The sequence below is a fragment of the Streptomyces sp. JK94 genome, assembly GCF_053613315.1.
In genome coordinates this window covers 14,409-27,380 of sequence record NZ_JBSICH010000044.1, presented here as the reverse complement: position 1 = coordinate 27,380, position 12,972 = coordinate 14,409, and the positions used below count along the sequence as shown (strand labels likewise).

12 protein-coding genes are annotated in these 12,972 nt (G+C 71.6%); 6 read left to right on the top strand and 6 right to left on the bottom strand.

The window, feature by feature from the left end:
• Positions 1 to 42: 42 nt before the first annotated feature.
• The 6 genes from ACVV2G_RS30115 to ACVV2G_RS30090 all read left to right on the top strand — a co-directional run bounded on the left by ACVV2G_RS30115 (position 43) and on the right by ACVV2G_RS30090 (position 7,455).
• Positions 43 to 1,410 carry an L-serine ammonia-lyase gene (locus ACVV2G_RS30115; protein WP_453845953.1) on the top strand — a complete coding sequence of 456 codons (1,368 nt, stop codon included), beginning with the start codon at positions 43 to 45 and terminating at the stop codon, positions 1,408 to 1,410.
• Positions 1,411 to 1,512: 102 nt separating this feature from the next.
• Positions 1,513 to 2,928: an MFS transporter gene (locus tag ACVV2G_RS30110; RefSeq protein WP_453845952.1), complete on the top strand. Its 1,416-nt coding sequence runs from the start codon at positions 1,513 to 1,515 to the stop codon at positions 2,926 to 2,928.
• 129 nt (positions 2,929 to 3,057) lie between these two features.
• The gene (locus tag ACVV2G_RS30105) at positions 3,058 to 3,615 is read left to right on the top strand and encodes a glycoside hydrolase family 25 protein (RefSeq protein ID WP_453845951.1); all 558 of its coding nucleotides are present in this window, start codon (positions 3,058 to 3,060) and stop codon (positions 3,613 to 3,615) included.
• 104 nt (positions 3,616 to 3,719) lie between these two features.
• On the top strand, positions 3,720 to 5,999 hold the full coding sequence (locus tag ACVV2G_RS30100; RefSeq protein ID WP_453845950.1) for a hypothetical protein: 2,280 nt from the start codon (positions 3,720 to 3,722) through the stop codon (positions 5,997 to 5,999).
• A 5-nt stretch (positions 6,000 to 6,004) separates the two neighbouring features.
• Positions 6,005 to 7,051, top strand: a complete 1,047-nt coding sequence (locus ACVV2G_RS30095) for a hypothetical protein (protein ID WP_453845949.1) — start codon at positions 6,005 to 6,007, stop codon at positions 7,049 to 7,051.
• On the top strand, positions 7,048 to 7,455 hold the full coding sequence (locus tag ACVV2G_RS30090; RefSeq protein WP_453845948.1) for a hypothetical protein: 408 nt from the start codon (positions 7,048 to 7,050) through the stop codon (positions 7,453 to 7,455). The genes ACVV2G_RS30095 and ACVV2G_RS30090 overlap by 4 nt, the downstream gene beginning before the upstream one ends.
• Before the next feature lie 89 nt (positions 7,456 to 7,544).
• On the opposite strand, the gene ACVV2G_RS30085 is transcribed toward ACVV2G_RS30090, so the two are convergent.
• The 6 genes from ACVV2G_RS30085 to ACVV2G_RS30060 all read right to left on the bottom strand — a co-directional run bounded on the left by ACVV2G_RS30085 (position 7,545) and on the right by ACVV2G_RS30060 (position 12,932).
• Positions 7,545 to 7,757, bottom strand: coding sequence for an EF-hand domain-containing protein (locus ACVV2G_RS30085; RefSeq protein WP_453845947.1), 213 nt, complete (start codon positions 7,755 to 7,757; stop codon positions 7,545 to 7,547).
• Positions 7,758 to 7,932: 175 nt separating this feature from the next.
• Positions 7,933 to 8,529: an ADP-ribosyltransferase gene (locus tag ACVV2G_RS30080; protein ID WP_453845946.1), complete on the bottom strand. Its 597-nt coding sequence runs from the start codon at positions 8,527 to 8,529 to the stop codon at positions 7,933 to 7,935.
• A gap of 97 nt (positions 8,530 to 8,626) precedes the next feature.
• Positions 8,627 to 9,130, bottom strand: coding sequence for an ATP-binding protein (locus tag ACVV2G_RS30075; protein WP_453845945.1), 504 nt, complete (start codon positions 9,128 to 9,130; stop codon positions 8,627 to 8,629).
• Between the two features lie 295 nt (positions 9,131 to 9,425).
• Entirely contained in the window at positions 9,426 to 10,193 is a 768-nt protein-coding gene (locus tag ACVV2G_RS30070; protein WP_453845944.1) for an enoyl-CoA hydratase/isomerase family protein, read from the bottom strand.
• Positions 10,194 to 10,301: 108 nt separating this feature from the next.
• The gene (locus ACVV2G_RS30065) at positions 10,302 to 11,564 is read right to left on the bottom strand and encodes a L,D-transpeptidase (RefSeq protein ID WP_453845943.1); all 1,263 of its coding nucleotides are present in this window, start codon (positions 11,562 to 11,564) and stop codon (positions 10,302 to 10,304) included.
• A 135-nt stretch (positions 11,565 to 11,699) separates the two neighbouring features.
• Positions 11,700 to 12,932 (bottom strand): L,D-transpeptidase, encoded by a 1,233-nt coding sequence (locus tag ACVV2G_RS30060; protein ID WP_453845942.1) that lies wholly within the window; start codon positions 12,930 to 12,932, stop codon positions 11,700 to 11,702.
• Positions 12,933 to 12,972 lie beyond the last annotated feature (40 nt).

Here is a 12,972-nt window from a genome sequence, read left to right as displayed (position 1 = left end):
AAGCACCACCCTCTGCACCACCCCCGTTCTGAGGAGTCCCCCGTGGCCATCTCGGTCTTCGACCTGTTCTCGATCGGCATCGGCCCGTCGAGCTCCCACACGGTCGGCCCGATGCGCGCGGCCCGCATGTTCGCCCGCCGCCTGCGGGGCGAGGAACTGCTGGGCTCCGTCGCCTCGGTCCGCGCCGAGCTGTACGGCTCGCTCGGCGCCACCGGCCACGGCCACGGCACGCCCAAGGCGGTGCTGCTCGGTTTGGAGGGCGACTCGCCGCGCACGGTCGACGTGGAGACGGCCGACGACCGCGTCGAGACGATCAGGGCCTCGGGCCGCCTCAGCCTCCTCGGCGAGCACGAGATCGCCTTCTCCTACGACGACGACATGGTGCTGCACCGCCGCAAGGCCCTCCCCTACCACGCCAACGGCATGACGCTGTGGGCGTACGACGCGCAGGGCGCCGAGGTGCTGGTCAAGACGTACTACTCGGTCGGCGGCGGTTTCGTCGTCGACGAGGACGCGGTGGGCGCGGACCGCATCGTGCTCGACGACACGGTGCTCAAGTACCCCTTCCGCACCGGCGACGAGCTGCTCCGGCTGGCGCGGGAGACGGGCCTGTCCATCTCCGCCCTGATGCTGGAGAACGAGCGGGCCTGGCGCGACGAGGACGAGATCCGCGCGGGCCTGCTGGAGATCTGGCAGGTGATGCGGGCGTGCGTGGACCGCGGCATGTCCCGCGAGGGCATCCTGCCGGGCGGCCTGAAGGTCCGCCGCCGCGCCGCCAACACCGCGCGCAAGCTGCGTTCCGAGGGCGACCCGCTGGCCCTGTCGATGGAGTGGATCACGCTCTACGCCATGGCCGTGAACGAGGAGAACGCGGCCGGCGGCCGGGTCGTCACCGCCCCGACGAACGGCGCGGCGGGGATCATCCCGGCGGTCCTGCACTACTACGTGAACTTCGTGCCCGGCGCCGACGAGGACGGCGTGGTGCGCTTCCTGCTGGCCGCGGGCGCCATCGGCATGCTCTTCAAGGAGAACGCCTCCATCTCCGGCGCCGAGGTCGGCTGCCAGGGCGAGGTCGGCTCCGCCTGCTCCATGGCGGCCGGCGCGCTCGCCGAGGTGCTGGGCGGCAGCCCCGAGCAGGTGGAGAACGCCGCCGAGATCGGCATGGAGCACAACCTCGGCCTGACCTGCGACCCGGTCGGCGGCCTCGTGCAGATCCCGTGCATCGAGCGCAACGGCATGGCCGCGGTCAAGGCGGTCACGGCGGCGCGGATGGCGATGCGCGGCGACGGTTCCCACAAGGTGTCCCTCGACAAGGTCATCAAGACCATGAAGGACACCGGCGCGGACATGTCGGTCAAGTACAAGGAGACGGCCCGGGGCGGGCTGGCGGTGAACATCATCGAGTGCTGAGCAGGCGCCGGGGTGTCTCACATCGTGACATGGGGCGGCTGAAAGGTGAGACGCCTGAGATCGTGACGGTGCCAGCACCTTTCGCACGTGAAAGACCGAGACATGCCCGCACCAGCCACCGGCCCCGCCCCGGCACCCGCCAATCCGCGGTCCCGCGTCCTCGTCGCCAGCCTGATGGGCACGACGATCGAGTTCTACGACTTCTACATCTACGCGACCGCCGCCGTGCTCGTCTTCCCCAAGCTCTTCTTCCCGAGCAGCGACCCGACCACGGCGCTGCTGTCCTCCTTCGCGGTCTTCGGCGCCGCGATGGTGGCCCGCCCGGTCGGGGCCGTCTTCTTCGGCCACCTCGGTGACCGGCTCGGCCGCAAGAGGACGCTGGTGGTCTCGCTCCTCACCATGGGCATCGCCACGTTCCTGATCGGCGTACTGCCCACCTACGCACAGGCCGGCTGGGTCGCCACCGCGCTGCTGGTGCTGATGCGCCTCGCGCAGGGCTTCGCGCTCGGCGGCGAGTGGAGCGGTGCGGCCCTGGTCGCGACCGAGAACGCCCCCCGCGGCAAACGCGCCCTGTACGGGACCTTCCCGCAGCTGGGCGCCCCGCTCGGCTTCATCATCGGCAACGGCCTGTTCCTGGTCATCGGAGCGCTGCTGCCCTCCACGGCCGGCGCCGACCCCACGCAGCCGTCCGAGGCGTTCACCGGCTGGGGCTGGCGCATCCCGTTCCTGTTCTCCGCCGTGATGGTCGCGATCGGCCTGTGGGTGCGCTCGCGGCTGGTGGAGTCGGCGGTGTTCACCAGGACCCGGCAGGCCGGCCAGGTGCGGAGGCTGCCGCTGGCCACGGTCGTCCGGGGGCACGGCAAGCAGCTGGTCCTCGGCACCTTCATCATGCTGGCGACCTACGTGCTCTTCTACCTGATGACCACGTTCTCGCTGAGCTACGGCCGCACCGCGAAGGACGCCGACGTACCGGGACTGGGCTACGGCTACACCACGTTCGTCCTGATGATGATCTTCGGTGTGCTGTTCTTCGCCGCGTTCACCCTCGTCTCCGGTCCGCTCGCGGACCGGTACGGGCGGCGCGCCACCCTGCTCTGGGTCACGGCCGCGATCGTGGTCTTCGGCCTGGTCTGGGTGCCGCTGATCGGCCTGGGCACGCTCGGCGTGGTGCTGTGGCTGGTGCTCGGCTTCACGCTGATGGGCATGACGTTCGGCCCGATGGGCGCGCTGCTGCCCGAGCTGTTCCCGACCAGCGTGCGCTACACCGGTTCCGGCATCTCGTACAACGTCAGCTCGATCCTCGGGGCGGCCGTCGCGCCGTTCATCGCGGTGGCGCTGTGGGAGGCCGGGGACGGCTCGCCGTGGCTGGTCGGCGTCTACCTCTCCTCGATGGCGGTGCTGACGCTGATCGCGCTGCTCCTCGGCAAGGAGACGAGGGACGTCCCCCTGGACGAGGACGAGGACGAGACCGCCCCCGCCGACGGCCCCCGGCCCGCGGTCGCCTCCTCCGCCTCCTGATCCGACCGGCGTTCACCACCCCCGTACGCCGTGCGTCCGCACGCCCGGCGTACGGCCACCGGTGCCGGGCATAACGACAACCTCCGTCCCCGGGGCACTTCGGCCCCCACAGGTTTCGAGGGAGTTCCCATGCTGCGCGGCATCGACGTGAGCGCGTACCAGTCCTCCACCTACGGCACGGACGGCCTGTCCTTCGTCTTCGTCAAGGCGACGGAGGGCCGTTCGTACGTCAACCCCAAGCTCGCGGCCCAGACGAAACGGGCCCGCGACGCCGGGCTCGTCGTCGGCTTCTACCACTTCCTGTGGCCGGGCAACCTGACCGCCCAGGCCGAGTACTTCGTCTCCAGGGCACCGGACCGGGCCGGTGACGTCCTCGCCGTCGACTGGGAGACGACGGGCGAGGGCACCCACGCGAGCAACGCGGAGAAGGACCGGTTCATCCGGACGGTGCGGGAGCTGCGGCCGGACCACCGGGTCGTCCTCTACTGCAACCGGCACTTCTGGTTGAACGTCGACACGACCTCGTACGCGGGCGACGGTCTGTGGATCGCCGACTACGTGTCGGCCGGCAAGCCCCGCATCCAGGCCACGTGGCGCTTCCACCAGTACACCGACGACCCGGTCGACACCAACGTGGCGGACTTCGCGAGCCGGGCCGCGCTGAAGAAATGGGCGGACGGCGCCTGAGCCGGTGGCACGGGCCGCCGGCCGCCCTCACCGCCTGCCGAAACGTTCCGGGCCGCGGGTAGCATCGCCCGGGAACGCGAAAGATCACTGCTGGGGGAGCAGGCATGCCGAGCTACCACGAGGTCGTGACCACCGACCTGTCCGCACTGACGACCGCGGCGGAGAAGTGGGACGGCATGGCGAAGGCACTCCACGACAACGTGGAGCCCCGCTACCGGGACGACGTCCACGGCATCACGCTCGGTGGGCCGATATGGAACGGGCTGAGCGCCGACGTCGCCAACGAACGCTTCGGGATCACGCTCAAGGAGATCCAGGCGGCCCAGACCGAGGCGAAAGCCGTCGCCTCCCTCCTGCGGGACGCCCACTCCACCTTCACCGACCTGAAGAAGAAGGTCGAACAGGCCCGTGACGACGCCGTCATGGCCGGCATGAGCGTCTCCGACCAGGGCACCTGCCGCTTCGACTTCTCGAAGGTGAGCGACCAGGAGGCCTTCGCCCTCCGCCACGACCCCGATCTGCCGGAGACCGAACGGTCCTGGACCGCGCGCATCGACGCGGCCGTCAAGGCGGTGACCGACGCCGACGACGGCGTCAGGACGGCCCTGAACGCGGTGGTCAAGGACAGCGATCCCCTCCACGGGATGCCGGGTGGTTTCAACGCGGGGGCCAAGGGCGACGTCGAGGTGTACGAGGCGGACGCGGTCGAGGACATCGCCCAGCGGGTCGCCGACGGCGAGAAGGTCTCGGCCGAGGAGATGGCCGAGCTGCAGCGGGCCCTGCGTGACAACCACGACGACCAGGCCTTCGGCCAGGAACTGCTGCGCGACCTCGGCCCGAACGCGACGATCAGGCTGGGCAACGAACTCAACGAGCGCTTCCAGGACGCGGACGGCACGGAGCGCCTCCAGCTCGCCGAGGTCGAGCGCAACCTCGCGAACACCATGGCCACGGCGACCGCGGTGCCCGGCGGCGTGAAGGACATGCCGCCCGGTTCCCCCGCGTTCCACGCATGGGTGTCGAGCAAGGACGGGACGTTCTACCGGGCGTGGACGGAGTCCCTCAAGAAGGAGGGGACGAAGAACTTCGGACCGAACACCAGTCCGCTGTACGGCTACCAGTCCTACGTCAGCCTGATGCAGCACGCCGATCAGGACTTCGACGACCAGTTCCTCTACGACCTCGGCGAGCAGACGATCAGGGCCGAGAAGGAGCACCCGGGCATCTACGAGAAGTGGGGAGCCGGCCACCAGGGCATCGAGACGGACGCGGTCGACGGCGTCCTCGGCCTGTTGAGCCGGAACCCGGACGCCGCGACCGCCTTCCTCGATCCGCAGGGCAACGGATCCGGCGCCGACCACGTCGGCAACGACCATCTCGCGTACCTCCTCGGCGACGGTGACGGCGCCCGGGAATGGCCGAGGAACACCATCACCGGCTATGCCGTGACGACCCTGGACGATCCGACCAGCCGCATGGGGCTGGGCGCCGCCCTGGAGGCGGCCACCACCGGTCACGAGCCGCTCCGGGAGAACGAGCGGGGCGGCCCCTCCGGCCCGCACACCCCCGCGCAGGCCCGGGTCATGCAGAGCACCATCACCCTCCTGGACGACGGCTCCGGCGGCGAGGACGTGCACGCCAACCTCCGCAGGCCGCTGGGGCACGCCCTGGCCGACTACGCGGCGGACAACCACGCCATCCTCGCCGAGAACGGCACCAAGTACGGCAGCCCGCACGGCAAGGACGAGATCTGGACCGACGGCGACGAGGCCGGCGTCACCGTCGGCAAGGACAGCCTCCTGCGCGTGATGCGCGGCGTCTCGTCCGACGACCAGACCTACGCCCTCCTCCAGGACACCCAACGCCAGTACGCACTCGACCGGCTGGCCCACGCGCCGGAGAGCGGCGGCCCCGGCAACGACGCCTGGAAGAACCCGGCCCGCGACCTCGGTGCCGTGACCGGCGCGATGAACTCCATCGGCTCCGACGTCATCCTCGACGAACGGGACGGCAGGGTCAGCGCCGCCAACGACATGGCCAAGTACGCCTACCACGGCGTCGGCGCGCCGATCACCGGCCTGCCGGTGATCGGTGACACGGCGCAGCGGCTGGTGGACGCGGCGACCTACGAGTGGTCCAAGGACGTCGCGGACGCGGCCGAGTCGCAGGCCCAGGAGAAGAACTCGGACCACTACGCGTCCGGGACGACCGGAACGTACGACCTGATCGACCGGTGGGCGGAGGACCGCGGGGTGGACATCCACGACGAGAACAACGCCAAGGAGGATCCCGACTGGGACGCGTGGCAGGCGATGCGGGACGAGGCGAAGCAGTCGTACGGGGCGTCGCGCGGCGACGCGGCCGTCTATCTCGGGTGGGAGTAGGCACAGTGGACAGCACGCGATCCGCCGGCACCGCGGTCACCGGCGGCTCTCCCCCACGGCGCTCGCGGCGCGGTGCCCTGGTCGCTTCCGCTGCCGCCGTGGCGCTCCTGCTGGCGGGCGGCACCTTCGGGTACTTCCACACGAACGTCCTGGCCCCCGAACGCGTCTGTCACGGCTGGGTGACCCCGGACGAGGCCGCCGAGGCGCTGGGCGGCGGGATGGGCAGGATCTCGGCCACCGAGGACTCCGGCACCGCCTGCACCATCCGCCTGCAGAGCTGGCTGGGGGGCGAGAAACGGCTCAGCCTGCGCAGCGTCGGCGAGGAGACCGGTTTCCCGTTCCGGAAGGACGACTGGCAGGTCTCCGGCAGCCGGCACCTCCTGACCGGGGGTACGCAGGGGGCCTACGACGAGTACGGCGGCTGGGCACTGCTTCCGTCCGCCTGCCGGAACGCCTCCGGGGACGCCGGGGGGACGCCGGTGGTGCGCGCCGCGATCACCGGCGAGGGCTCGCCCGGCGACGCGGACGGGCTGGGCGGCCTGCTGGCCTCCGCGGCACGGTCGCTGAGCACCGCGGAGGACTGCGGAGCGTCCGGTCCGACGGGCGGCGAGACCCGGCACACGGCGCCCTCACCCGTCCGTCAGGCGGACCTGGACGAGGTCTGCGGCATCGACGGGTTCCGTCTGCCGAACGCGCAGGGCCCTGACGGGCAATCCGTGGAGCAGCGGACGTCCGGTTCCCTGGCGCCCGGTCACACCCTGTTCTGCGACCTCTCGTTCGACGGCGACGAGGAAGGCGCCTTCGCGCGTCTCGCGGTCGTCGGCGACGCCGCTCTCGTCCCCACCCTGGAGGGCCGCGGGTTCGAGCGCGCCCGTTGCGGCGGCAAGGAGACGGTCCTCGCCTTCGACCTCAGGCAGTCGGACGACGGCCAGCGGGCCGTGACCGGCCTGCCCGACACCGCGGAGTTCGCCGAGTCGTTCGGCGACGCGGTGCGCTCGGCACTGGCGTGCACGGCACAGGCGGCAGGCGCCGAGGGAGGCGGCTCACGGTGAGCGACGGGAACATGCGGCTGAACCAGTTGCCCGCGGAGCCGGGGGGCGGGGGGAACGGCGGACCGCGCGGACCCTATCTGGCCTCGACGCCCGCGGAGAAGAAGAAGGCCGCGACGTCGATCGAGGAGCACGTCGAGCCCGAGACCCGGAAGGCGGGAGACCTCGCCGACGAGTCGACCGCCGCCGCGGTCAAGGAGTTCGGCCCCAAGGACGCCGGAGGCTGGGCGACGTCGGGTGCGCTCAAGAGCGCGCACGAGACGTGGGGCAGGCAGGTGCAGGCGCTCATGAACCGGCTGGGCGGGGAGAAGGAGTCCCTGCGCGCCGTCAACACCCTGCTGAACGGCACCGACTTCCAGGTGGGAGCGGCCTCCCGGCGCGTCCCGTCGCCTCTGGACGGTTACTGAGCACGAGGGGCCGGGGAACCGCGCCGAGCGATGTGCGGGCCCCGGTACCGGGAGGGGGCGCCTGCCGGACGGGCGCCCCCTCGGGCTCGCTACGTGTCCAGGTGCGCCCGGAACTCGTCGAACGACAGCAGCTTGTCGCCGTCGAGGTCGCGGCCGGCGATGATCGCCTCGGCCACCGACTCGGTGACGTTCCAGTCACCGCCCTGGGCGAGGGCGGTCTTGAACTCGGCCGCGGTGATGAAGCCGTCCCCGTCCGTGTCGATCCGGTCGAACTGCTTGCGTGCTTCCTCGATGTCCGCCACCGATCCGCCCCTCATTCCGTGCTCTGCTCGTGCGCCGGTCACCCCGGCGGACGCTCTGACGCAGGTCAGACTAGCCGCCCGTCCGCGCCCGCGGCGCGGCGACCACCCCATGGTTCCGGTGCCGCCCCCGGTCGCGTCGGAGCGTTCCGGGCCGGGCCTCGCGAGCCGGACGTGCTCAGTGCCAGGGCTGGTAGTGCGGGTTGCTCTCGCACTCGCTCATGATCTCGGTCTTGGTCTGCCGGTCGACCGGGCAGACTCCGATGATGTACTGCCGCTGGATGCCGCCGGGGAAGGCGACCTCCACCTGGTCGGCCCACTTGTGGGTGTCGCCGATGGTCCTGTTGACGTCGACGCCGCCGGGGGCGTCGACGTAGTAGTTGTAGCCGGACTTGTACCAGGTCTTGTAGAGGTCGTGGTCGTACGTCGTCGAGACGTACGGCGAGTCCTGGTTGACCAGGACGTACTGCTCGATGTCGTACTGGCCGTTCTTGACGTCCTTGGCGTGGAAGCCCTCTTCGAAGACGACCCGCGGGCCCCGGCTGTCGCTGCGGTAGAGGGTGCCGCAGGTGGTGCGCCAGACCGGTTCCGGCGTGATGCGGGCGATGTCGACCTCGCGGTCGGCGGCGGCCTGGATCCGGTCGTCGACCTGGGGACAGGCGGGGGCGGCAGCGGGAGCCGCGGCGCCGGGCGCGGTGGCGGCCGAGGTGGCGAGGACGGCGGACAGGGAGAGGACGGCGGCGGCGGCCCGTCGCCGCAGGCGAGTCATGATCATGCGGGTACGATTCCGGCTCCCCGGCTCCGTTGTGCGGACCTTCACCCGTAGGCGGCGTGTCCGGCGAACGGGGTTGCGCACGACGGCAGATGGGGCCTCAGCGGTCCAGGACCCGCATCTCGAACCAGGTCGTCTTCCCCCGCGGCAGCAGGTCGGCGCCCCACCGGTCGGACAGCGTGTCCACGAGGAAGAGGCCGCGCCCGCCGATGTCCGTCACCTGCACCGGCATCAGGCAGGGCAGTCCGCGGGAGGGGTCGCGGACCTCGACGCGGATCCAGCCGGGCCGGTGGCGCATGCGCAGGCCGAAGACACGGGCGCCGGTGTGGCGGACGGCGTTGCCCACCAGTTCGGAGACGAGCAGGACGACGTCCTCCGTGACCTTGGGGCCCAGGTTCCACTGGCGCAGGGACACGACCTGGGCCAGGCGGCGGGCGGTGGCGGCGGACTCGGGACGGGACCGTAACGGAACCTCGCCCTCCGTGGGGTCGCCGAACAACTCCAGCGCCTTCAGTGCGCGTTCGTCCTCGACCCCCGGCGACCAGCGCGCCGCGGTCGCACGGCCGGCTCCCCGCGGCCGTTCCGTACCCTCCAGCCCCGCCATGCCCCCATGATGGCCGCCCCCGGGGGACGCCGGGGGCGTTCCCGTGGAATACACTCCCGCCGAGCCGCCGCCCGGCGACGGGCTGCCGGCATGTGCCGTAGGCATGTCGGAGCCGACAACAGCCCTGTTGACCTGCGCGGACGACTCGGCCGTGGACGAGCGGCGGGCTCCCTCGACACGGCGCGCTCGAGGGAGCCCCAAGGCTGCCGCGAACCGCCCCATCGAGGGATCCGGCTCGGACACCGCGTCGGCCGCACGGGGCGCGGACCGACTCCGGGAGAGCCGCGGGGCTTCCTCAGAGGAACGTCGCCTTCCCCGGCCCCTCCTCCACGAAGCTGCGCATCCCGCGCTCGCGGTCCTCGGTGGCGAACAGTCCCGCGAACCAGTTCCGCTCGACGGCGAGTCCGGTCTCGATGTCCGTCTCCAGGCCCGTGTCGATCGACTCCTTCGCCGCGCGCAGCGCGGTCGCGGGCCCCTTGGCGAGCCGCGCGGCCCAGGCGTGCGCCTGCTCGTGCACCTCGCCGGCCGGCACCACCCGGTCCACCAGGCCGAGGGCGAGCGCCTCGTCGGCCTTGACCTGGCGGCCCGTGAAGATCAGGTCCTTGGCCTTGGAGGGGCCGATCAGCCGGGACAGCCGCTGGGTGCCGCCGGCGCCGGGGATCAGGCCGAGCAGGATCTCGGGCTGGCCCAGCTTGGCGTTCTCCCCCGCGATACGGAAGTCGGCGCAGAGCGCGAGTTCGCAGCCGCCGCCGAGGGCGTACCCGGTCACCGCCGCGACCACGGGCTTCGGGATGCGGGCCACCGCCGTGAAGGAGTCCTGCAGGGCACGGGCGCGCAGGATCATCGCCGCGTGGTCCATCACCTGCATCTCCTTGATGTCCGCGCCCGCCGCGAACACCTTCTCGCCGCCGTACAGCACGACGGCGCGTACGTCCTCGCGGCGGGTGGCCTCCTCCGCCAGCTCTTTGAGCCGATCCTGCGTGGCGACGTCCAGCGCGTTCATGGGCGGGCGGTCCAGACGCAGCGTGCCGACGCCGTCCGCGACTTCGAGATGTACGGTCATGCCAGCAGGTTAACGCCGGCTAACGGCTGCGGCCCCGGTGCCGTACCTCACATCGAGGGCACCGGGGCCGTACGCCGGGCTCAGGCCGGAGGGCCCATGCCGGAGGGGTCAGGCCTTCCACTCCTCCCAGGACATGTTCCAGCCGTTGAGGCCGTTGTCCGGGGCGATGGTCGCGTCGTTCGAGTTCTTCACGACGACGACGTCGCCGATGAGGGAGTTCTCGAAGAACCAGGCGGCCGGCGCCTTCTCGTCCCAGCCGCCGCGGACGTCGCGCAGGCCGATGCAGCCGTGGCTGGCGTTGCGGTTGCCGAAGGCGTCGCCGCCCCAGTAGTTGCCGTGGATGAAGGTGCCGGAGGTGGACAGGCGCATGGCGTGCGGGACGTCCTTGATGTCGTACTCGCCGCCGTAACCGACCGTTTCGCCGTTCATGCGGGTCACGGGGAGCCGCTCGGTGATGACCATCTGGCCATTCCAGGTCTCGTATCCGGGTGCGCCGGTGGTGACCGGGATGGTCTTGAGGGTCTTGCCGTCGCGCACGACCTCCATGGTGAGCTTCTTGGCGTCGACGACGGAGACCTGGCTGCGGCCGACGGTGAAGGAGACGGTCTTGGCCTGCTCGCCGTAGACGCCGTCGCGGCCCTCGACGCCGTCGAGGTTGAGGTCGACGGTGACCTTGGTGCCGGGCTTCCAGTACTTCTCCGGGCGGAAGTCGAGACGGTCGTTGCCGAACCAGTGGCCCTCGACCTCGACGGCCGGCTCGGTCCTGATGCGGATGGCCTTCTCGACGTCCTCGGGGTGGGTGATGCCCCGGGTGAAGCGGAGCGAGAACGGCATGCCGACGCCGACCTTCGAGCCGTCCTCCGGCGTGAAGGTGCCGACGAAGGTGTTCTTCGGCGTCAGGGTGGTGAAGCGGGAGTCCTCGGCGGCCGTGCGCCCCTCGGAGTCCTTGGCGACCGCGTGCACGGTGTACGTGGTGGCGGCGGCGAGGTGGGTGGACGGCGTCCAGGCGGCGCCGTCCTCGGATATCTTCCCGTCGACCGCGGCGCCGTCGGCGTCCTTGACCAGGACCTCGGTCAGCTTGCCCCGGGCGGCGCCTATGCGCAGGTCGCCGCTGGTGTCGACGGCCTGCGCCCCGTCCTTCGGGGCGATGGTGACGACGGCCTCGGACTGCTCGCTCCGGGCCGCCGTGGAGTCCTGGGCGTTCTTGCCGCCGCCCCCGGACCCGGCGCCCGGGTCCGCTCCGCCTCCGCCGCACGCGGTGAGCGTGAGCAGGAGGCCCAGGGCCAGCGCCGGCAGTGTCCTGCCGCGTCCCCTGCCGCCCCGCCCCCGGGTGCCCGCCGGTGACGCCCCCGATATCGGACGCACGTTCAACTCGTCTCCCCTCGCCGGGCCCGCTCCGGCCCGCACCCCGGTGCGCCCGCGCGCACCGGCGCATCGTAACCGCAGGCCAGGGGCATCGGGGGCGGCGGAATTGTCACCGTTCCGTACCGAGTTCGCGGCCGGGTGTCAGGTGCGGTTCACCGCGCCGCCCGCCTTCCACTTCTTCCAGTTCATGTTCCAGCCGCCGAGCCCGTTGTCGGGGGCGACCGTCTTGTCCTTGCTGTGGACCACCTCGACGACGTCGCCGATCAGGCTGCGGTCGAAGAACCACCCGGCCGGGGTGTCGGGACCGCCGCCCTTGACGTCGCGCAGGCCGACGCAGCCGTGGCTGACGTTGGCCCGGCCGAAGGTGTCGGCGGGCGCCCAGTAGTTGCCGTGCAGGAAGGTGCCGGAGGTGGTCAGGCGGATGGCGTGCGGGACGTCGGGGATGTCGTACTCGCCGCCGAAGCCGACCGTGCGGCTGTTCATGCGGGTGACGTCGAGCATCTCGGTGATCACCATCTTGCCGTTGTACGTGGGGGTCTTCGGTGCCCCCGCCGTGATCGGCACGGTGGCCAGCAGCGTGCCGTCCCGGCGGACCTGCATGGTCCGCTCGGCCGCGTCGACGAGCGAGACCTGGCTGCGGCCGACGGTGAAGGAGAACGACTTCCGCTGAAGGCCGTACACGCCCGGCGCGCCCTCGACGTCGCGCAACCGCAGGTCGACGGTGACCTCGGTGCCGGGTTTCCAGTAGTCCTCGGGGCGGAAGTCGACGCGGTCCCTGCCGAACCAGTGGGGGCGGATCTCGGTGGCGGGCTTCGCGGTCACCGAGACGGCGCGTTCGACGGCGGCGCGGTCGGTGATCTCCCGGTTGAACTCCAGCGAGACGATCATGCCGGTGCCGACGACCGAGCGGTTCTCGGGGGCGACGTACGCGATGAAGCGCTTCTCGGGGACGTGGGTGGTGAAGGTGGTGTGCCGGGCCGAGCGGCGCCCCCGGCCGTCCAGGGCGACGACGTCGACGGTGTACTTCGCGGCGAGTGCCAGCCGGTCCTCGTCGGGCCGCCAGCTGAGGCCGTCGTCGGAGATCCGGCCCGGCACCGGGGTCTCCCGCGCATCCTGCGACGCGACGACCTTCACCGATTCCAGGCGCCCGCCGGGCACCCGGACCGACAGCTCCCTGTCCGGCCGGACGGCCTTGCTGCCGTCGTCGGGGGTGACGCGGATGACGTCCTCGGCGGCGGGGGGTTTGCCGAACACCCCGCCGGCACCACCGCCGCCCGAGGTGCATCCGGCGGCCCCGGCCAGCAGTCCTGCCCATGTCAGTACGGCGGCCAGAGCGGCCCCCGCGCGCCGTGCGCGCCCGTGTACGTGCCTCACATCCACCCGTAACGACCGGTCCGCCCTGGGGAAACGTGAG